Source organism: Sodalis praecaptivus, assembly GCF_000517425.1.
Taxonomy (GTDB): domain Bacteria; phylum Pseudomonadota; class Gammaproteobacteria; order Enterobacterales; family Enterobacteriaceae; genus Sodalis_A; species Sodalis_A praecaptivus.
In genome coordinates this window covers 3,161,745-3,180,902 of sequence record NZ_CP006569.1, presented here as the reverse complement: position 1 = coordinate 3,180,902, position 19,158 = coordinate 3,161,745, and the positions used below count along the sequence as shown (strand labels likewise).

Sequence of the window (19,158 nt, the reverse complement as noted above, 5' to 3'; positions counted from 1 at the left end):
CGTGCAGCCTTCAGCGTGGTGTCGTGGAGGGGCCGGCGCAACCACTGATGACGTTCCCGTGCGCCGGCCGGGATTGCGCCACGTCAGGCGTCGAGCGTTTCTAGCTGATAACGATAGCGTTCTCCGTCAGGCACGAAGGTTAACCGGTGGGTAATACACTCCGGCGCATCTTCGGCATGATGGGAAACGAACAGCAGTTGGGTGCTACCTTGGCCAATCAACACGTCTATCCAGCGGCGCACCAGCTGGCGGTTAAGCGGATCTAACCCCTGCAGCGGTTCGTCGAGAATCAGCAGCGCCGGATGTTTAACCAACGCGCGCGCAATCAAGGTCAGACGCTGCTGACCCCAGGAGAGTCCGTGAAACGCGGCGTCGGCCTGACTCTCCAGCCCGAGTAAACGCAGCCACTGCCGCGTCAACTGCTGCTGCCGTTCCGAGGGCGACTGGTAAACGCCGATGGAATCAAAAAAACCGGACAAGATGACGCTACGCGGGCTGGCGCTGACGCGATAATCCAAATGCAGGCTGCTGCTGACGTAGCCGATATGGCGTTTGATATCCCAAATGGTTTCGCCGCTGCCGCGCCGACGGCCGAACAACGTGAGATCGTTACTGTATCCTTGCGGATGGTCGCCGGTTACCAGACTGAGCAGCGTGGATTTACCGGCGCCGTTCGGGCCGACAATCTGCCAGTGCTGGCCCGGCGCCACCTGCCAATCCAGATGGTGTAAAATCGGCCGGTCCTGGTAAGACACCACGCCGTCGCGCAAGGTAATCAGCGGCTGGTCCGCCGGTAGCGCGGCCTGCTGCTGCGGCGAGTCGGTTTCCGGGAGGGCCAGATCCTGCAGAGATTCCAGATGGGCCAGCTGCGCCACCAGCGCTTCCGCCAGCAGGCTTTGACGCGAGCCGGTGCAGGTCAGCGCACAATCCACCAGGATACCGACCCGGTCGATATAGTCAGGAATATCCTCGAATCGGTTGAGGATCAATACCAGCGTACAGGCGTTGTCCGCCAGACCGGCTAAGCGTTCGCTTAATTGCTTACGTGAGGCTACGTCCAGACCGTCGAACGGCTCATCGAGAATCAGCAAATCCGGCCGCGCCATCAGCGCCTGGCACAGCAGCACTTTACGGGACTCGCCGGTGGAAAGGTATTTGAACCGGCGCGTCAGCAACTGGCTGATACCGAATTGATCCGCCAATATTTGGCAGCGCGCATTGTCGTGGTGCTGCTGCTGAATAATCTCCGCCGCGGTGCTGCCGGTGTCATCTTCGCCGGGGCTCAGCAGGTCGGTATTGGCCCGCTGCCACTCCTCCTCCACCAGCCGCTGCACTTGTTCCAGCGAAAGACGGGCAATGCGCCGATAGTCGGTGCGGCGTTCGCCGGCCAAAAGGGTGAGTTCCCCGGCCAGCGCGCGCGCCAGGGCGGATTTGCCGCTGCCGTTGGCACCGACGAAAGCCCAGCTCTGGCCGGTAGCAATGCTGACGTCATTCAGGGTAAGCACGCGGGTATCGTTAAGGCGGAATGAACCTTGCGAAATTTGCAATGAAGACATCGATTGTTCCTTTGAACGCAACGGAAGGAGCAGCATGGGAAATTTGCGCGGCGATGTCAATGGCGGCGGGCCGCCTTTAGCACAGCGTGGCGAGGATGGCCTGGTCGGCATTAAAATATGCTGCTATCGGCTGCGGCGGCGATAACTTTAGCTTATCGGTTACCGCGGTCGGTACCGTGGCGCACAGCTGCTGGCCGCCGGGCAGAAGGATAAGCGCTTCATCGTTTTCCCCGCCGCGTTCCAAATGAGTCAGCGTGCCGTGCAACACATTGTCCGCCTGCGGCGCGCCCGCGGCGGGTAAGGCAAGGGAAATCCAGGGCGCCTTTATCAGCACCAGCACCTCTTTGCCTCGCTCCAACTGTAGCCGCTCGGCGCTCTTTTCGGTCAGGGCAACGTTCAATTGTGTGTTGCCATCGGCCAGCGCGACCGTCACCTGCTGCTGCACCGGTTGGAGATGACGATTGACGATGGTACCGAAAAATTGATTGCGCGCGCTGGTTTGCAGCGAGAAACGCGCTATCGCCGCCAACAGGCTGTCTAACGGTAAGCTATCGTCCTGCAGGACATCGAAGGCCTTTTGCTGAATTTGGCCCAGCAGGTCGTAGAGCTGCAGCAACCGCTCGGCGTAGCGGGTCAACGTGGTGCCGCCGCCGCCTTTGCCGCCGGTCGCGCGCGCCACCAGCGCCTGTTCCGCCAGCGCGTTCATGGCGTTGATGGCATCCCAGGCGCTTTTGTAGCTGACGCCCGCCAGTTTCGCGCCCTGACTGATGGATCCGGTGGCGCGGATCTGTTTGAGTAGCGCAATGCGGCGCGGGTCGGCGAACAGTTGCTGACGGAGTTTCAGGGTTAACAGAATTTCTGCCTGCATGCGCAAACCTCGTGGCTCAAAATGGAAATTGTCGCTTATCCGACGGCCAGCGGCAAATAACGCCGGTCGCGATAACATAAAAGGCCTAATCGCCGCAGCCAGAAACTGGTATAAAGATAATGAAAATAACCATTATGCGCCAACTAGCAGCTATGAGGTAACGATGCTTGAACTATTAGAGAGCCTGGCCATTGTCATTTTAATGGTGCCTGTCGTCATGGCGATTATCCTGGGACTGATTTACCTGCTGGGAGAATTGTTCAATATCATCTCCAAGTTTGGGCAGCCCAAACAGCGTCGCCAGTCGAGCGACGACGTAAAGCCGGCTTCCCGTCAATAACGGCCCGTCGGGCGTGCTCCGCGGGCGGCTGCCGCGCGGCACGCCTCCGTGCGTAAAAAAGCGCCACCGTTTTTAAACCTTTAGTGGGGTCGCCGCCGTCCAGTGCCCAGGCGGTATCCACGTCATAAAGTCTGTCACCGCGTTGCAACGTTCCTCCGGACGGCTGCCCGCGCCGGCTGTGCCAGGCGGTGCTCTTATTTCGCGCCTTATCCGGCGCCGTATGACCCGAAGCGCGTTCCCCCTGTCCGATCCTGCTCTTTTTCGTCCGTTTCGCCGCTATAATCACCGTCTTCGGACATGCGCCGTCGCCGGGGCTTTACACACCCGGCCCCGGCGCATACTCTGTGGGCGTTTAATAAGTGTTTCGGTAATCAATGAGGATGTAATGGAACCACGGGAAAGCGGCAAACTACGGGTCGCGGTGCTGTTCGGCGGCCAGTCAACCGAGCATGAAGTGTCGTTGCGCTCATCGTTGAATGTCATTCGCGCCATCGACCGGCAACGATACGATTTGACCCTCATCGGGGTAGATAAACACGGGCGTTGGACGTTGTGCGACGAGCAGGACTATTTGCTTAATCCTGACGATCCTGCCGCCATCCGCCTGGCGCCGGCGCGGCGTTATCTGGCCGTCGTGCCCGGTCAGCAGCGGGCACAGCTGATTGATGCCGCCAACGGCCAGCCGTTGCCATCGATTGATGTTGCTTTCTCGGTGTTGCACGGCGCCAGCGGTGAGGACGGATCGGTGCAGGGATTGCTTAGGGTTCTTAATATTCCCTATGCCGGGCCGGACGTGCTGGGGTCGGCGGTCTGTATGGACAAGGACATGACCAAGCGCGTGCTGCGCGACGCCGGGGTACCGGTTACGCCCTCGGTGACGCTGCTGCGCACGGACGACGCGGCGCCGGATTTCGACGCCATCGTCAGCCAACTGGGCCTGCCGCTGTTCATTAAACCTGCCAGCCAGGGATCGTCGGTGGGGGTCAGCAAAGTGACCGACCGGGCCACCTTCGACGCGGCGTTGGCGCTGGCTTTCCGTTATGATGCTAAAGTCCTGGTTGAACAGGCGATAACCGGACGGGAAATCGAAACCGCCGTCCTGGGCAACGACTCTCCGGAAGTGAGCGTCTGCGGCGAGATCCTCGCCAACGACGAATTTTACGCCTATGACACTAAATATTTGAAGGGCGCCCAGGCGGGACTGGTTATTCCGGCGCCGCTGGCGGCGCCCGTCGCCGACGCTATCCGCCAGACGGCTCGGCAGGCGTATCTGGCGCTGGGCTGTAGCGTGATGGCGCGGGTGGATTTCTTTTTGACCGAGCAAGGCGAGATCCTGCTTAATGAGGTCAATACCCTGCCGGGCTTTACCTCCATCAGTATGTACCCCAAGCTGTGGGAAGCCAGCGGTTTGGATTATCCCGCGCTGGTGGAACGTCTTATCACGCTGGCGCTGGCGCGCGCCCGCGCGACGGGCCTCAGCCAAACCGAACGCTGAGCCCTGTTCGCTGTTGGGCGAACCGCGGCCAAACCGAACGCTGAGCCCTGTGCGCTGTTGGGCGAATCTCGCCCAAACCGCATGCTGGCCCGTTTGTCCCCCGGACGGGCGCCCGAGCTGCCGCGGGCTTCGGGATGAAGGCGCCAGGCCAGCGAACGGCTTCGGTTCCGGCAGGGCGGTGCGGCCAGCCGTGGCGCATCGCCCTGGCGAGGGCGTCAGGCCAGCAGGCGCTGGCGGATAAAATCGGCGATGGACGGCGCTTCGTTATCGCCGATGACCACATCGGCGCGCGCTTTGATGGCATCGTCGCTTTGCCCCATCGCCACGCCGAGGCCGGCGCTCTCCAACATACTAAGATCATTGTAATTATCGCCGAAAGCCACCACCTGACGCATGCTGAGCCCTTGGGCGGTGACCCAGTGTGCCAACTGGCGGCCCTTACTGTTGCCCCTTTGGGCGATATCCACCTGGTCGTGCCAGGACCATTCGCAGGCCAGCCCCAATTCCAGCTCTACCGCTTCGGCGAAGGTTTGCAGCTTGGCGATGTCCGCGTCGGAGGTGGCGAACTTCCAAATCGCCGTCGCCTCTTGCGCCGCTGCCGCCAGGCTGTCCACCTGCACAAGCGTCGGCCGCTGCGCCGGCGGTAGGGTCTCCGACCAGGCCAGGGAACGCAGGACATGATCGCTCGGGTGTTGATACAACATGGCGTCATCCACATACAGCAGGGCGTGTATGGCGTAATGGTCCAAAAGATCCAGCACCGTTAGCGTCTGCGCCTTATCGAGGGGATTGGCGGTCACCACCCGCCGCGCCGGATAATCGTAGAGATAGGTGCCGTTGCAGCAAATCGCCGGCGTGTCTATCTCCAGTGCCTGATAGAACGGGTGGATGGCGACATGATGCCGGCCGGTGACCACCATCACCTGTAGGCCGGCGTCGCGCGCCTGGCGCAGCGCGGTAAGGGATTCCGGCAGTATACGTTTTTGTCGGGTCAGCAGCGTGCCGTCCAGATCCAGGGCAATAAGGCGATAATCCATAGTTTTCCTATTAATTCAGTATTCAATCATGTGCGATGTTACACCCTCGGCGCGGCGGCGAAAACCGTGATAATCTCGGTGGCTAACGCGCCTTAACGGTGACATGCTTATTCGAGGCGTGCCGTTAAGGTGATGAAACCTTGCCAAACGACAAACGCCATGCCCGCCACAGAAGCGAAATGAGGAGAACACATGAAGCACATTGTCTACGTTGCCAGCCCGGAAAGTCAGCAAATACACGTCTGGCAAATGGACGACCAGGGCGCGCTAACCTTGCTGCAAGTCGTGGATACCCCCGGGCAGGGGCAGCCGATGGCAATCCACCCGGCGAACACCCATCTCTATATCGGCGTCCGACCGGCCTTCGGCGTGGTCAGCTACCGCATCGATGAACGAGGATTGCTGACCGAGGCCGGAATGGCGCCGCTGCCGGGCGGCCCGACGCAGCTGACCACCGATTTGCAGGGCACGACGCTGTACAGCGTTTCCTATAGCGGCAGCTGTCTGAGCGTCAGCCCCATCGACGAACAGGGTATCGTCGGCGCGCCGCAGCAAACGTTAGAAGGGTTGACCCATTGCCATTCGGCCAATGTCGATACCACCAATCAGGTGCTGTGGGTGCCCTGCCTGCAAGAAGATCGCATCCGGCGCTATGGGATTGGCGCCGCCGGCCGGTTAACGCCCCTTACCCCTGCGGCGCTGGACAGCGTGGCCAGGGCCGGGCCGCGCCACATGGCGTTCCACCACGGCGGGGATTACGCCTACGCCATCAACGAACTCAGCGGCACGGTCAACGTGATTGCCATTGACGCCGCCGGCGCCGGTCCGCGCATTGTGCAGACGCTGGACATTATGCCGGCCGGTTTCAGCGACACCCGCTGGGCGGCGGATATTCATATTACCCCCGACGGCCGCTGGCTTTACTGTTGCGATCGTACCGCCAGCGTCATCAGCCGGTTTGCGGTGACGGAAGACGGCGGTGTATTGCGTCTGTTGGGGCATCAGGCAACGGAAACCCAGCCGCGCGGATTTAATATCGATAGCCAGGGGCGGTTTTTGGTGGCCGCCGGGCAGAAATCGCACCATATCGCGGTGTACGCCATTGAGGGGCAATCGGGCGAACTGGCGCCGCTGGCGCGCTATGCGGTGGGGCAGGGGCCGATGTGGGTGTCTATACTGGCGCGGTAAAACGCCGCGTGCGTGCGCCCCGTCACCCGCGTTATTCGTTCTCGGGCGACAGGGGCCGTTTTATGGCGCAGGGTGGTCAGCGCCCTCAGCGGTAGGTGACGGTCAGCGACGCGCTGCCCAGCGTGTGAAAATGCACGTTAAAGCCAATCATCGCGCCGCTGGCGTTTTCATCCACCTCCAGATGCTCGACATCCAGCGCATGGACGGTGAACTGGTAGCGGTGCGTTTCCCCCGGCGGCGGCGCCGCGCCGCCATAACCCGCGCTGCCGAAATCGGTGCGTCCCTGAACCGCACCCGGCGGCAGATGGTCCTGGCCGGAGCCCGCGCCCTGGGGCAGCATGCGTACGTCCGCCGGAATATTGGCCACCAGCCAGTGCCACCAGCCGGAGCCGGTCGGCGCGTCTGGGTCAAAAACGGTGATCACGAAGCTTTTGCTGCCATCAGGGACATCGTCCCACGCCAGATGCGGCGAAATATTATCCCCCTGATATCCCATACCGTTGAACACATGGCGCTCGGGTAACGTCGCGCCGGGCTGCAGATCGTTGCTGATTAAGGTAAACACGCGGGCATTCTCCTGTCGGGCATTAGCGGTTGAGGATTTTTAATAAATTCTGTGCGGTCGCCGTCGATGAGGCGGGATTCTGACCGGTGACCAAATGACCATCCGTTACCGAGTAGGATTGCCAATCGTCGGTGCGCTCAAATTGTCCGCCCAGCCGCCGGAGTTCATCTTCCACCAGGAACGGGACCACCTTGGTCAACTGAACGCCCTGTTCTTCGCTATTGGTAAAACCGGTTACACGCTTACCCGCCACCAGCGGTGTGCCGTCAGGCTTTTTCGCATGGCGCAATACGCCGGGGGCATGGCAGACGGCCGCCACCGGTTTGCCATCGGCGAACGTTTGCTCGATAAGCGCGATGGAGTGGGGATCTTCCGCCAGGTCCCACAGCGGGCCATGGCCGCCGGGATAAAACACCGCATCAAAATCCTCGGCCCGCAGCGTATCCACTCTGACGGTCGCCGCCAGCGCCTGCTGCGCGGCACGGTCGGTGCGAAAACGTTCGGTGTCCTGGGTCTGGGCGTCCGGTTCGTCGCTTTTCGGATCCAGCGGCGGTTGACCGCCTTGAGGCGAGGCCAAGGTTATCTCTACCCCGGCGTCGTGCAGGGTATAATACGGTGCGACCAGCTCTTCCAGCCAGAAACCGGTCTGCTTACCGGTATCGCCCAACCGGTCATGGGATGTCAAGATCATGGCGACTTTCATCAGCGTTCTCCATCGATTGCGGCCCGCGGGATACGGCGCGTCGGATTCGTCTCCGCTACCGCTATCGCCGCTCGGGGCGGCTACGTTCAGTGGTTAAGCATAGCGTATGTGGCCACGCGCGCATGGCACCCCGTGCCGGCGCGTCAGGTGAGGAAATGCGCCGGCCGGTCCAGGGCGCCGGCGATGGCGTCGATAAGTCGCGCCAGCGCCGGCGGTGAAATAATGTAAGGCGGCATGAGGTAAATCAGCTTACCGAAAGGACGGATCCATACGCCGCGGTCGACGAACCAGCGCTGTAGCGCCGCCATATTCACCGGTTGTGTCGTTTCCACCACGCCAATGGCGCCGAGTACCCGCACATCGCGCACCCGTGGATGGTCGGCCAGGGGCGTCAGTCCGGCGCTGAGTTGGGCGGCGATCGCCGCCACGCGCGGGCGCCAGCTTTCGTCCTCGAGCAGCGACAGGCTGGCGTTGGCGGCGGCGCAGGCCAGGGGATTGCCCATAAACGTCGGGCCGTGCATGAAACAGCCGGCATCGCCGTCGCTGATCGTTTCCGCCACGTGGCGGCGGGTTAGCGCGGCGGAAAGGGTCAGGGCGCCGCCGGTCAAGGCTTTCCCCAGGCACAAAATATCCGGCGTGATGCCGGCGTGATTGCAGGCGAACCATTCGCCGGTGCGGCCAAAACCGGTCGCGATTTCATCGGCAATCAGCAGTACGCCATAGCGATCGCACAGCGCCCGCGCTCGCCGCAGATATTCGGGGTGATAAAAGCGCATTCCGCCTGCGCCCTGGACAATGGGCTCCAGAATCACCGCCGCCAGCGTACGGTGGTGGGCGGCAAACAGCGCGGCCAGCGGTGCGTCGTCGCCTTCGCGCCAGGTCTCGCCAAAACGGCGCTGGGGCGCGTCGACAAACCGGTGCGGCGGCAGGTAGCCCTGGTACAGGCTGTGCATCGAGTTATCGGGATCGCAGACCGACATCGCGCCGAAGGTATCGCCGTGGTAGCCCTGGCGCAGGGCCAGCAACTCTCGGCGCGGTTCGCCGCGCGCCTGCCAGTATTGCAGCGCCATTTTTATCGCCACTTCCACGGCCACTGAGCCGGAATCCGCCAGAAAGACGCACTCCAGGCCCTCCGGCGTCAGCGCCACCAGACGCCGACACAATGCCACCGCGCTCGGATGGGTAATGCCGCCGAACATCACATGGGACATGCGGCTGATTTGGTCGTTCATCGCCTGGTTTATCACCGGGTGATTGTAGCCGTGGATGGCCGCCCACCAGGAAGACATGCCGTCCACCAGCCGGCGGCCGTCGCTTAAGGTCAGCTCGCAGCCGGCGGCAGAAACAACGGGATAGGTGGGCAGCGGATGCGTCATGGAGGTGTAAGGATGCCAGATATGGCGGCTGTCGAAGGCGAGGTCATCGGCCTGCATCGGAATATCCTGTAAACTAAAATTTAAATATATGGTTGACAGTGTAGCGGCAAACTCTACACTGACGCCATCTATTTCCTTCACGATGCTGTGGGTAACCGTTATGTCAACTTCTCAACGCTGGACGCTGGCGCAGGCCAAGGCGCTGTTTGATAAGCCGTTTCTTGATCTACTGTTTGAGGCCCAGCAGGTGCATCGCCAGCACTTCACGCCCGGTGAAGTACAGGTCAGCACGCTGCTGTCGATTAAAACCGGCGCCTGTCCCGAAGATTGCAAATATTGTCCGCAGAGCGCGCGTTATCACACCGGGCTTGAAAGCGAGCGTCTGATGCAGGTGCAGCAGGTGCTTGACGCCGCCCGTAAAGCGCGTGACGCCGGTTCCACGCGCTTTTGTATGGGGGCCGCCTGGAAAAACCCGCACGACCGCGATATGTCGCTGCTGGAGCAAATGGTGCAGGGCGTGAAAGCGATGGGGCTTGAGACCTGTATGACGCTCGGCATGCTCAACGACCGGCAGGCACAGCGGCTGGCGGAGGCGGGACTGGATTTCTATAACCATAACCTGGATACCTCGCCGGAATTCTACGGCAGCATCGTGACGACCCGCAGTTATCAGGACAGGCTCGATACCTTGAGCAAAGTTCGTCAGGCGGGCATCAAAGTCTGCTCTGGCGGCATTGTCGGGCTCGGTGAAGATATCCGCGATCGCGCCGGATTGCTGGTGCAGCTGGCCAATTTGCCGACGCCGCCGGAAAGCGTGCCGATCAATATGCTGGTGAAAGTGAAAGGGACGCCGCTGGCCGATAACGACGACGTGGACGCCTTTGATTTCATCCGCACCATTGCCGTGGCGCGCATCATGATGCCGCGTTCCCACGTACGTTTGTCGGCGGGACGGGAGCAGATGAACGAACAAACCCAGGCGCTGTGTTTCATGGCCGGCGCCAACTCCGTCTTTTACGGGTGCAAATTACTCACCACGCCTAACCCGGAAGAAGATCGCGACATGGCGCTGTTTCGCAAATTGGGTATTAATATCGAGCGCCGCGCCGCGTCCGAGGGCGACGTGGAGCAGCAGGCGCAACTGACCGGGCAACTGCTGGCGGCGGATACGCCGCAATACTACAACGCGGCGCGCTAATGGCCGACGGATGGATGACGCGCATCGACGATGCGCTGGCGCAGCGGCGCCGGGAGCAAACCTACCGCGAACGCCGGGCGGTAAGCGGCGGCAACGATCGCTTCCTTCACGACGGCGATAAACCGTACCTGAATTTTTCCAGTAACGATTATCTCGGACTGGCGCGACACCCCGAGGTGATTGCGGCGTGGCAGCGGGGCGCGGCGCAGGCGGGGGTGGGGTCGGGGGGATCGGGACATGTCACCGGTTACAGCCTTCATCATCAGCGGTTGGAGCAGCGGCTGGCCGACTGGCTGGGTTACCCGCGCGCGCTGCTGTTTACCTCGGGGTTTGCCGCCAATCAGGCGGTGGTGGGCGCGTTAACGGCCTCAGGGGATCATATTTTGGCGGATCGCCTGAGCCATGCCTCCCTGCTGGAGGCGGCCATGCAGTCGCCGGCGGAATTACGGCGTTTTGCCCACAACGATCCCCTCGCTCTGCAACGTCTAATGCGGCGCGACTGCGCCGGTAATCGCCTGGTGATCACCGAAGGGGTTTTCAGTATGGACGGCGATCGGGCGCCGCTGGCGGCGTTGGCGCAGGCGACGCGGGCGGCCGGCGGCTGGCTGATGGTGGATGACGCCCACGGTATCGGCGTGGTTGGCGAAGAAGGGCGTGGCTGCGCCTGGGCGCTGGAAGACCGGCCGGCGTTGCTGGTGGTCACCTTTGGCAAGGCGGTGGGGGTCAGCGGTGCGGCGGTGCTTTGCGCGGCGCCGGTCGCGGAGTACCTGCTGCAATTCGCACGCCACTTGATTTATAGCACCGCGCCGCCGCCCGCGCAGATAGCGGCTATCGATGCCGCGTTGACGATCGTGCGCCGCGGGGACGCACTGCGCCAGCGGCTTGGGGACAATATCGCCCGTTTCCGCCGCGGCGCCGCGTCGCTCGGGTTTACGCTGGCGCCGTCGGATACCGCGATTCAGCCGCTGGTGGTGGGGGATAATTTGCGCACGCTGCGCCTGGCGGAGCGCTTGCGCGAGCGCGGCGTGTGGCTGACGGCGATCCGTCCCCCCACCGTCCCGCCCGGCGGCGCGCGGCTGCGTATCACGCTCACCGCCGCCCATCAGGCCCAGGATATCGATGCACTGCTGAAGGCGTTATCCGATGCACAATCCGATTCACCACACAACGCTTGAACCCTCTGCCGACCACAAGCAGGGCATCGCCCGCAGTTTCAGCCGCGCCGCCCCGCATTACGACCGCTATGCGGCGTTTCAGCGCGCCTGCGGCGATCGCCTCTGCGACCTGATCGGGCAGATCAAAGGGCAACGGCTGCTGGATGCGGGCTGCGGTACCGGCTGGTTTAGCCGACGCTGGCAGGCGCAGGGCCATCGGGTTATCGCCCTGGATCTCTCCGCCGCCATGCTTGCCTGTGCCCGCCAGCAGCGGTCCGCGGGCGCGTACCTATTGGGCGATATTGAACGGCTGCCGCTGGCGACGGGATCGATGGATGGTGTTTTCAGCAACCTGGCGGTGCAGTGGTGCGACTCTCTGCCGCGGGCGCTGGCGGAGCTGTACCGCGTGCTGCGGCCCGGCGGCACATTGGCTTTATCCACGCTGGCGTCGGGGTCATTGGCCGAGCTGGAACAGGCGTGGGGACGGGTGGACGGCGGCGTGCACATCAATGGTTTCCTTTCTGAGACCGCGATCGCCGAAGCGTTTGCTCCCTACCGGCATCGCCTGCTGGCCGAGCCGCAACAGCTGCATTACCCGAGCCTAAGCGAGCTGCTGCGGGAGATAAAAGGGGTGGGGGCCGGGTATTTACACGGCGGACGGGCCCCCGGCTTAACCAGCCGCGGCCGTCTGCGGGCGCTGGAAGCCAGTTGGCCGCACCATCCGGCGGGGCTGCCGCTCAGTTATCGCGTAGTGTATGGAGTGCTTTATCGTGACTAAACGTTTTTTTATTACCGGAACCGACACCGATATCGGTAAAACTTTGGCCGCCTGCGCGCTATTGCAGGCCGCCGCCCGTGCGGGTTACCGCGCCGCGGGGTACAAACCGGTGGCCTCGGGGTGTGAACCGACCCCCGCAGGGCCACGCAACGGCGATGCGCTGGCGCTGATGGCCAACGGCAACGTGGCGCTGGCGTATCATCAGGTCAACCCGCTGGCGTTTATCGAGCCGACCTCGCCCCATATTGCCAGCCGCGATGAGGGCCGGCCTATCGCTGCCGCCGAGCTATCGGCGGGGCTTCGCGCGCTGGAAACCGCCGCGGACTGGCTGGTTATTGAAGGGGCGGGAGGCTGGTTTACTCCGCTGGGGGAAACGCTCTCTTACGCCGATTGGGTGGCCGCTGAGGGTCTGCCTGTGATTCTGGTGGTCGGGATGAAGCTCGGTTGCATCAACCATGCGCTTCTGACCGCGCTGGCGGTGCGCCAGGCGGGGCTGCGTCTGGTGGGGTGGATTGCCAACCATCCCGCGCCAACGACCCATCGGCCGCAGGATTACCTGACGGCGCTGCAAGAGCGGCTGGCGGCCCCGCTATTGGGCGAAATTCCCTGGCTCAGCGCGGCGGGCACTGCGGCGCTTGCGGATTATCTCGATCTGTCGCTGCTGGAAGCACCCCGTTCGCTCTGACTTTAGCGGAGGGTAAGGAGGGGCGGTCGGTGACACCCGGCCCCGCTCGCCATCGTCATGGCCGTCGGCTAGCGTCTGTGGGAGACGGCAGTTAAGGCAGTAAAGGCGCGCCTCGGGGCCTGGTCAACTCGCCAAATAACTTTGAATCAGCGCATTGTCCTGCTCGTCGAGCGAACCCTGGGCGACATTGCGGCCGCCCTCCAGCAGGCAATAACGATCGCCCGTATGCACGCCAAAGGGTAATTGCTGCTCCACCAGCAATAAGGTCAGCCCGAAGTCGTGCTGCATGCGCCGCAAAATGTCGCCGAACGCCTGCGCCGCCGCCGGCAGCAGGCCGCCGGTGGGCTCGTCAAGAATCAATAACTCGGGTTTCGGCATCAGCGCCCGGGCGATGGCGAGCTGTTGCTGCTGGCCGGCGGTAAGTTCGCCGGCGCGCTGCTGTCGCATGGCGTAGAGAAAGGGAAACAAATCGTGCACCATTTCCGGCACCTGCCGGGTATGATTGCGGCCGGCCAGCAAAGCGACGTGGAGATTCTCCTCCACGCTCAATTGGGAAAAGACCTGCCTCCCCTGGGGGACATAACCAATGCCGAGCGACGCGCGCGCCTCGGCGGGATGCGCCAACAGATCCTGCGCCTCTTCCCCCCGCAATTGCCACGTGACGCTGCCGCTGCTTACCGGCACATGGCCCATGATGCAATTGATCAAGGTGGTTTTACCGACCCCGTTGCGCCCCAAGAGGCATGTACACTGACCGTGGGGCAACTCCAGATGAATATCCCGCAGAATTTGCCTGGGGCCGTAAAATTGATTTACCGCGTGCATGCGTAGCATAGGATAGCTGCCTCCCCTTGTGAAATAGCCGTCGTCGGATCCCTGTATACCGGCGCGGGCGACGTCGGAATGTAGGCTTAAGGGTGTAGCAACTATCAGGCCAACAGTGGCCGCGGACGGCATGCTCGACAGGATGCACTGAGCGGGCGCGCCATTGGCAGGATAAAAAGGGTTTATCGCGGCGCTTTTGCCGGACAAAGTGCGGAATAATGCACTTTGTCGGTGCCGAGCGTGTTTTTTGTGGTGCAAGGTGTCCGGACAGCACTATCAGAGTGCGGCGCTGCCGCGCCCGCCGCCGGAGCGACGACGGCAGCTTGCCGTAGGGTTAGTTATTTTTGGCATAACACAGCCCATAATAAAGACAAAAAATAGCTAAAAAAAAACCCTTTTGTCATCTTTCTTTCAAGTTATTCAATTTTGTGGAACGCAAGCTATAAGCGGGGCGGTGGGAGTTATCCACCATTCCTGTGGATAACCGTGTGCATTAGGTTTAGAAAAACGCGCCGGGGCGAGAGCGGGCGCGGCTTGGCTGCATTTTGCCTGTATTCTCCACGCTTTTAATTATTTACGTGTTTACAACTATTTATGTAAAATCAAGTAAATTTGTAAACGCGCTCGGCGGCGCTCGCATTTCGCCGCCGGGGCTGCCTCGCGCCGCCCCAGGCCCTGTGGGTTAATCACCTTTTTCCGCCTAAAGTCAACACTTTTTCCCTTCACTGTAAATGCACTATCGGGTCACGATAATGTCTGATTACTGGTATTGTATCCAGTAGTTATCCACTGGTAAAATAGCGCGACAGTTCCCATACTCATAGAGTATCCCGCCACCCACTTTCCCAGCAGGTAGCCATAGCAGATGAGTAAAGCATTTAAACTGGTTTCATCGTTTAAACCGTCCGGCGACCAGCCTGAGGCCATACGTCGCCTGGAGGAGGGGTTGGAAGATGGTTTGGCCCATCAGACCCTGCTGGGCGTGACCGGCTCAGGGAAAACCTTTACCGTGGCGAATGTGATAGCCGATCTGAACCGTCCCACCATGGTGCTGGCGCCCAATAAAACGCTGGCGGCGCAGCTGTATGGCGAAATGAAGGCCTTTTTCCCCGACAATGCGGTGGAGTATTTCGTTTCCTACTATGACTATTATCAGCCGGAAGCCTATGTGCCCAGCTCCGATACCTTCATCGAAAAGGATGCGTCGGTTAACGAGCATATCGAGCAAATGCGCTTATCCGCCACCAAGGCGCTGCTTGAGCGGCGCGATGTCATCGTGGTAGCCTCGGTTTCCGCTATCTATGGTCTGGGGGATCCTGACGCTTATCTGAAAATGATGCTGCACCTGACGCGCGGCATGATTGTCTCCCAGCGCAGCATCGTTAACCGGCTTTCCGAGCTGCAATATACCCGCAATGATCAGGCCTTCCAGCGCGGTACCTTCCGGGTGCGCGGCGAGGTCATCGATATTTTTCCCGCCGAGTCCGACGAAGTGGCGCTGCGGGTTGAGCTGTTTGACGATGAAGTGGAGCGCCTGTCGCTGTTCGACCCGCTCACGGGCCACGTCGACCAGGAAGTACCGCGTTACACCATCTACCCGAAAACTCATTACGTCACCCCGCGCGAGCGTTTGGTGCAGGCGATGGAAGACATTAAAGTGGAACTGGCGGAACGGCGCCAGATGTTGCTGGCCAACGGCAAACTGCTGGAAGAGCAGCGCCTGTCACAGCGTACCGCCTTTGATCTGGAAATGATGAACGAGCTGGGCTATTGCTCGGGGATCGAGAACTACTCCCGCTATCTATCGGGCCGCGGACCGGGTGAGCCGCCGCCGACGCTGTTCGACTATCTGCCCGCCGACGGCCTGCTGGTGGTGGACGAGTCCCACGTCACCATTCCGCAAATCGGCGGGATGTACCGCGGCGACCGGGCGCGTAAAGAGACCCTGGTGGAATACGGCTTCCGCCTGCCCTCGGCGCTGGACAACCGGCCGATGAAGTTTGAAGAGTTCGCCGCGCTGGCGCCACAGACCATTTATGTTTCCGCCACGCCCGGCCCTTATGAGCTGGAAATGTGCGGCAACGAGGTAATAGACCAACTGGTGCGGCCGACCGGTCTATTGGATCCGCAAATTGAGGTGCGGCCGGTCACTACCCAGGTGGACGATCTGTTGTCGGAAATCCGCCGGCGGGTACAGGTAAACGAGCGGGTGCTGGTGACCACGCTGACCAAGCGGATGGCCGAGGATTTGACCGAATATCTCGAAGAACACGGCGAACGGGTGCGCTATCTGCATTCAGACATCGAAACCGTAGAGCGGGTGGAGATCATCCGCGATTTGCGTCTCGGCGAATTCGACGTTCTGGTGGGTATCAACCTGCTGCGCGAAGGGCTGGATATGCCTGAGGTGTCGCTGGTGGCGATTCTGGACGCCGACAAGGAGGGCTTTTTGCGCTCGGAACGTTCGCTCATCCAGACCATCGGCCGCGCGGCGCGTAATCTCAACGGCAAGGCTATCCTGTATGGCGATAAAATCACGCCATCCATGGCGCGCGCGATCGAGGAGACCGAGCGCCGGCGCGAGAAACAACATGCGTATAATTTGGCCAACGGCATCGTGCCGCAGGCGCTGAATAAGCAAATCGCCGATATCATGGAACTGGGGCAGTCTCCGGCGCACGCGAAGCATAAAAAACGCAAGGCGATGGAAGCGGCGGCCAAGTATGGCGATTTGACGCCGAAAGCGCTGGAGCAGAAGATCCGCGAGCTGGAAACCCGCATGCAGCAACATGCGCAGAACCTGGAATTTGAAGAGGCCGCCAGCGTGCGCGACCAAATTCACGCCCTGCGCGAGCAATTCATCGCCGTCTCCTGACGGCGTTGCCGCCCGCGGTAGACGCTTTCTCGCCGCTTAGGCCACCCTGTCCGGCAGTGCCGGCGGCGCCATTGACCGACGGTGTGTGCAGCCCGAGCCCCCCTGTCCGGCAGAGCCGGCGGCGGCAGTGACCGGCGGTGTGTGCAGCCCGAGCCACCTTGTCCGGCAGGGTCTGTGGCGGCAGTGACCGGCGTTGGGTTGCAGCCTTGACCACCGTCTCCGGCGGTTAGCCGAGTGACTGTAGGGCCAGATCCAGCGCCTGGCGCAGTAACCCGCGATCGTGATGATGAGGTTCGTCGTCTGCCGCCAGCGGCCGCTGTATGATAGTGCGTTCCGCCAGGTCGTCGGTCGCCGTCCCCGGCCCGACAATCACCCCGTCGATAACCTTTTCCCGGCCGATGGCCTCCTCCATCATGCGCACTTTTTGCGCCAGCGTCATATTCGCCGCCGCCACGCTGAGCTCGCGGCCGAGGTTATCCAGGTAGATCATCGGCGCGGGGGTACGGCGCAGCGCCTGCGTCAAATCTTCCACCAGCAGCAGCGGCATCAGGCTAGTGAGAAAGCTGCCGGGGCCGATAATGATAAGGTCCGCGCCGGCGATAGCCAACAACGCTTCGCGCGTCGCCGGAACCGGCGCTGTGAGCTTCAGCTGTAAGGGCAGTTCATTCAGCCGGTCAATGGCCACTTCCCCATACACGGTGTCGCCGGACAGCGCTGTGGCCTGCAAATCCACCGGCTGTTCCGACATCGGGATCAGGCTGGCGTTAACCTTCAACAGGTTGCGAATCAGGTTGATGGCTTCAAGCGGCCTGACGCTGAGATTATCCAGCGCCTTTAACATTAGATTGCCCAGGTTGTGGCCCGCCAGTTCACCCTGGCCGCCAAAGCGGTATTCAAACATCGCCGAGGCGATGCTCGGTTCGGCGATAAGCTGATTGAGGCAGTTGCGGGTATCGCCCCAGGCAATGCCGCCCTCGGACTGGCGAATACGGCCGGAAGAGCCGCCGTTATCGGTGGTGGTCACGATGCCCGTCAATCGTGATCCCAGAAAGGAAAGCGCAGACATGACCCGGCCCAAGCCGTGGCCGCCGCCCAGGGCGACCACCTGGTCCAAATCGGCTAATGTTCGGTTGCGCATAATTCTCCTGATGGTGTGAAACGGGTGACTGAGGCTGAGTGTGGCATAAAATAGCGGATTTGCCGGCAAAAGCGAATCGGCACAAGCGCCTGGCGGGAGTTTTCAGGAAATGAAATGGGAAAATCATTGTAATATCAACGCTATATATATTGTTATATAACGGTTTTTCGTGCGTAACGCATGGTATCAGCGCGGCTTTAGGGCTAGAATAGAACACAGTCAACCATTCCTTTTCGCACCTTTGAGCGAAAAGGCAACATAACTCCTAGCCTTTACGCCTAAGTGGCTCCCGATGAGCCATACGGGGTTCTGGCCGTGGCGATGGCCACCAGGGTGCAGGGTAGAAATGCCGGCATCTCCCGTATTTGGAAAGGTGTTACTGTGTCACAACTTATCGATGCGTTTGAGCGCAGGTTTTACTATCTGCGCTTGTCAATCACGGACGTCTGTAATTTTCGCTGTACCTATTGCCTGCCCGACGGTTATCGTCCGCAGGGAACCCGCAACACCGGTTTTCTGACGCTGGACGAAATCCGCCGCGTCACTCGCGCTTTCGCCGAACTGGGCACGGAAAAGGTGCGTCTGACCGGCGGCGAGCCTTCGCTACGGCGGGATTTCACCGAGATCATCGCGACGGTGCGCGCCAATCCCGCTATCCGCACCGTGGCGGTCACCACCAACGGTTATCGCCTGGCGCGCGATGTCGCCGCCTGGCGCGACGCCGGTCTCACCGCGTTGAATGTTAGCGTCGACAGCCTGGACGCCCGCCAGTTTCAGGCCATTACCGGCCAGGATAAATTTCATCAGGTGATGGCCGGCATCGACGCCGCGTTCGAGGCCGGTTTCGACAAAGTGAAGGTTAACACCGTCCTGCTGCGCGACGTGAACGACATCCATTTGGACACCTTTCTGGCCTGGATCAAACCGCGGCCGCTGCAACTGCGGTTTATCGAACTGATGGAAACCGGCGAGGGTAACGCGCTGTTTCGTGAGCGGCACGTTTCCGGCGAGCTTATTCGCCAGCGGCTGGAGCAACGGGGCTGGCGGTGTCAGCCCCGCGGGCGCACGGACGGTCCTGCGCTGGTTTTCCGCCATGAGGATTATCGGGGTGAAATCGGCCTTATCATGCCTTACGCCAAAGATTTCTGCGCCAGCTGCAATCGCCTGCGCGTGTCGTCGGTGGGTAAGCTGCACCTGTGCCTGTTTGGCGATGGCGGGATACCGCTGCGCGATTTGCTCGAGAGCGATGGGGCGCTTGAGGCGCTGAAAACCCGTATCGCCGGCGGATTGAACCACAAAAAGCAGACCCATTTTTTACACCAGGGCAATACCGGCATTACCCGCAACCTGTCTTATATCGGCGGTTAGGCCAGCCCG

At 61.3% G+C, this 19,158-nt stretch carries 17 protein-coding genes and 1 riboswitch; of the genes, 9 read left to right on the top strand and 8 right to left on the bottom strand.

All coding sequences use genetic code 11. The features are described 5' to 3' along the window. Positions 1–83: 83 nt before the first annotated feature. A complete protein-coding gene (gene modF / locus SANT_RS14015; RefSeq protein WP_025422916.1) occupies positions 84–1,556 on the bottom strand; it encodes a molybdate ABC transporter ATP-binding protein ModF in 1,473 nt (490 codons plus the stop codon). Between the two features lie 76 nt (positions 1,557–1,632). Further along, entirely contained in the window at positions 1,633–2,424 is a 792-nt protein-coding gene (gene modE / locus SANT_RS14010) for a molybdenum-dependent transcriptional regulator (protein ID WP_025422915.1), read from the bottom strand. Between the two features lie 163 nt (positions 2,425–2,587). Between modE and SANT_RS23420 the strand changes: the two genes are divergently transcribed. Both SANT_RS23420 and ddlA read left to right on the top strand, forming a co-directional pair. Continuing rightward, positions 2,588–2,764, top strand: coding sequence for an AcrZ family multidrug efflux pump-associated protein (locus SANT_RS23420; RefSeq protein WP_025244187.1), 177 nt, complete (start codon positions 2,588–2,590; stop codon positions 2,762–2,764). 385 nt (positions 2,765–3,149) lie between these two features. Further along, positions 3,150–4,259: a D-alanine--D-alanine ligase gene (gene ddlA / locus SANT_RS14000; protein ID WP_025422914.1), complete on the top strand. Its 1,110-nt coding sequence runs from the start codon at positions 3,150–3,152 to the stop codon at positions 4,257–4,259. A gap of 215 nt (positions 4,260–4,474) precedes the next feature. Here ddlA and SANT_RS13995 read toward each other — a convergent pair whose 3' ends face one another. Further along, entirely contained in the window at positions 4,475–5,296 is an 822-nt protein-coding gene (locus SANT_RS13995) for a pyridoxal phosphatase (protein ID WP_025422913.1), read from the bottom strand. Positions 5,297–5,488: 192 nt separating this feature from the next. Here SANT_RS13995 and pgl point away from each other — a divergent pair, with 192 nt between their 5' ends. Beyond that, positions 5,489–6,484, top strand: coding sequence for a 6-phosphogluconolactonase (gene pgl, locus SANT_RS13990; RefSeq protein WP_025422912.1), 996 nt, complete (start codon positions 5,489–5,491; stop codon positions 6,482–6,484). 85 nt (positions 6,485–6,569) lie between these two features. Here the strand turns inward: pgl and SANT_RS13985 are convergent, their stop codons facing one another. The 3 genes from SANT_RS13985 to bioA form a co-directional block, all read right to left on the bottom strand. Further along, complete coding sequence (locus SANT_RS13985) at positions 6,570–7,049, bottom strand: kinase inhibitor (protein WP_025422911.1); 480 nt, start codon at positions 7,047–7,049, stop codon at positions 6,570–6,572. Between the two features lie 22 nt (positions 7,050–7,071). Continuing rightward, positions 7,072–7,752: a type 1 glutamine amidotransferase domain-containing protein gene (locus tag SANT_RS13980; protein WP_025422910.1), complete on the bottom strand. Its 681-nt coding sequence runs from the start codon at positions 7,750–7,752 to the stop codon at positions 7,072–7,074. Positions 7,753–7,895: 143 nt separating this feature from the next. Further along, positions 7,896–9,185, bottom strand: a complete 1,290-nt coding sequence (gene bioA, locus SANT_RS13975) for an adenosylmethionine--8-amino-7-oxononanoate transaminase (RefSeq protein ID WP_025422909.1) — start codon at positions 9,183–9,185, stop codon at positions 7,896–7,898. A 103-nt stretch (positions 9,186–9,288) separates the two neighbouring features. Here bioA and bioB point away from each other — a divergent pair, with 103 nt between their 5' ends. Genes bioB through bioD form a run of 4 tightly spaced genes read left to right on the top strand, consistent with a single transcriptional unit; the run spans position 9,289 to position 12,943 of the window. After that, positions 9,289–10,326, top strand: coding sequence for a biotin synthase BioB (bioB, locus tag SANT_RS13970; RefSeq protein ID WP_025422908.1), 1,038 nt, complete (start codon positions 9,289–9,291; stop codon positions 10,324–10,326). Further along, a complete protein-coding gene (bioF, locus tag SANT_RS13965) occupies positions 10,326–11,501 on the top strand; it encodes an 8-amino-7-oxononanoate synthase (protein WP_025422907.1) in 1,176 nt (391 codons plus the stop codon). Before bioB ends, bioF begins: the two co-directional genes overlap by 1 nt. Continuing rightward, the gene (gene bioC, locus SANT_RS13960; protein ID WP_025422906.1) at positions 11,470–12,258 is read left to right on the top strand and encodes a malonyl-ACP O-methyltransferase BioC; all 789 of its coding nucleotides are present in this window, start codon (positions 11,470–11,472) and stop codon (positions 12,256–12,258) included. Before bioF ends, bioC begins: the two co-directional genes overlap by 32 nt. Then, positions 12,251–12,943 carry a dethiobiotin synthase gene (bioD, locus tag SANT_RS13955; RefSeq protein WP_025422905.1) on the top strand — a complete coding sequence of 231 codons (693 nt, stop codon included), beginning with the start codon at positions 12,251–12,253 and terminating at the stop codon, positions 12,941–12,943. The genes bioC and bioD overlap by 8 nt, the downstream gene beginning before the upstream one ends. A 123-nt stretch (positions 12,944–13,066) precedes the next feature. Here bioD and SANT_RS13950 read toward each other — a convergent pair whose 3' ends face one another. Further along, positions 13,067–13,777, bottom strand: a complete 711-nt coding sequence (locus SANT_RS13950; protein ID WP_025422904.1) for an ABC transporter ATP-binding protein — start codon at positions 13,775–13,777, stop codon at positions 13,067–13,069. Positions 13,778–14,633: 856 nt separating this feature from the next. Between SANT_RS13950 and uvrB the strand changes: the two genes are divergently transcribed. Continuing rightward, entirely contained in the window at positions 14,634–16,643 is a 2,010-nt protein-coding gene (uvrB, locus tag SANT_RS13945; RefSeq protein WP_025422903.1) for an excinuclease ABC subunit UvrB, read from the top strand. A gap of 226 nt (positions 16,644–16,869) precedes the next feature. Here the strand turns inward: uvrB and SANT_RS13940 are convergent, their stop codons facing one another. Then, positions 16,870–17,781, bottom strand: a complete 912-nt coding sequence (locus SANT_RS13940) for a gluconeogenesis factor YvcK family protein (RefSeq protein ID WP_025422902.1) — start codon at positions 17,779–17,781, stop codon at positions 16,870–16,872. Positions 17,782–18,031: 250 nt separating this feature from the next. Beyond that, a riboswitch (molybdenum cofactor riboswitch) is annotated at positions 18,032–18,173 on the top strand. Between SANT_RS13940 and moaA the strand changes: the two genes are divergently transcribed. Then, complete coding sequence (gene moaA / locus SANT_RS13935; protein ID WP_025422901.1) at positions 18,163–19,149, top strand: GTP 3',8-cyclase MoaA; 987 nt, start codon at positions 18,163–18,165, stop codon at positions 19,147–19,149. It overlaps the preceding riboswitch by 11 nt. The last annotated feature ends 9 nt before the right edge of the window (positions 19,150–19,158 follow it).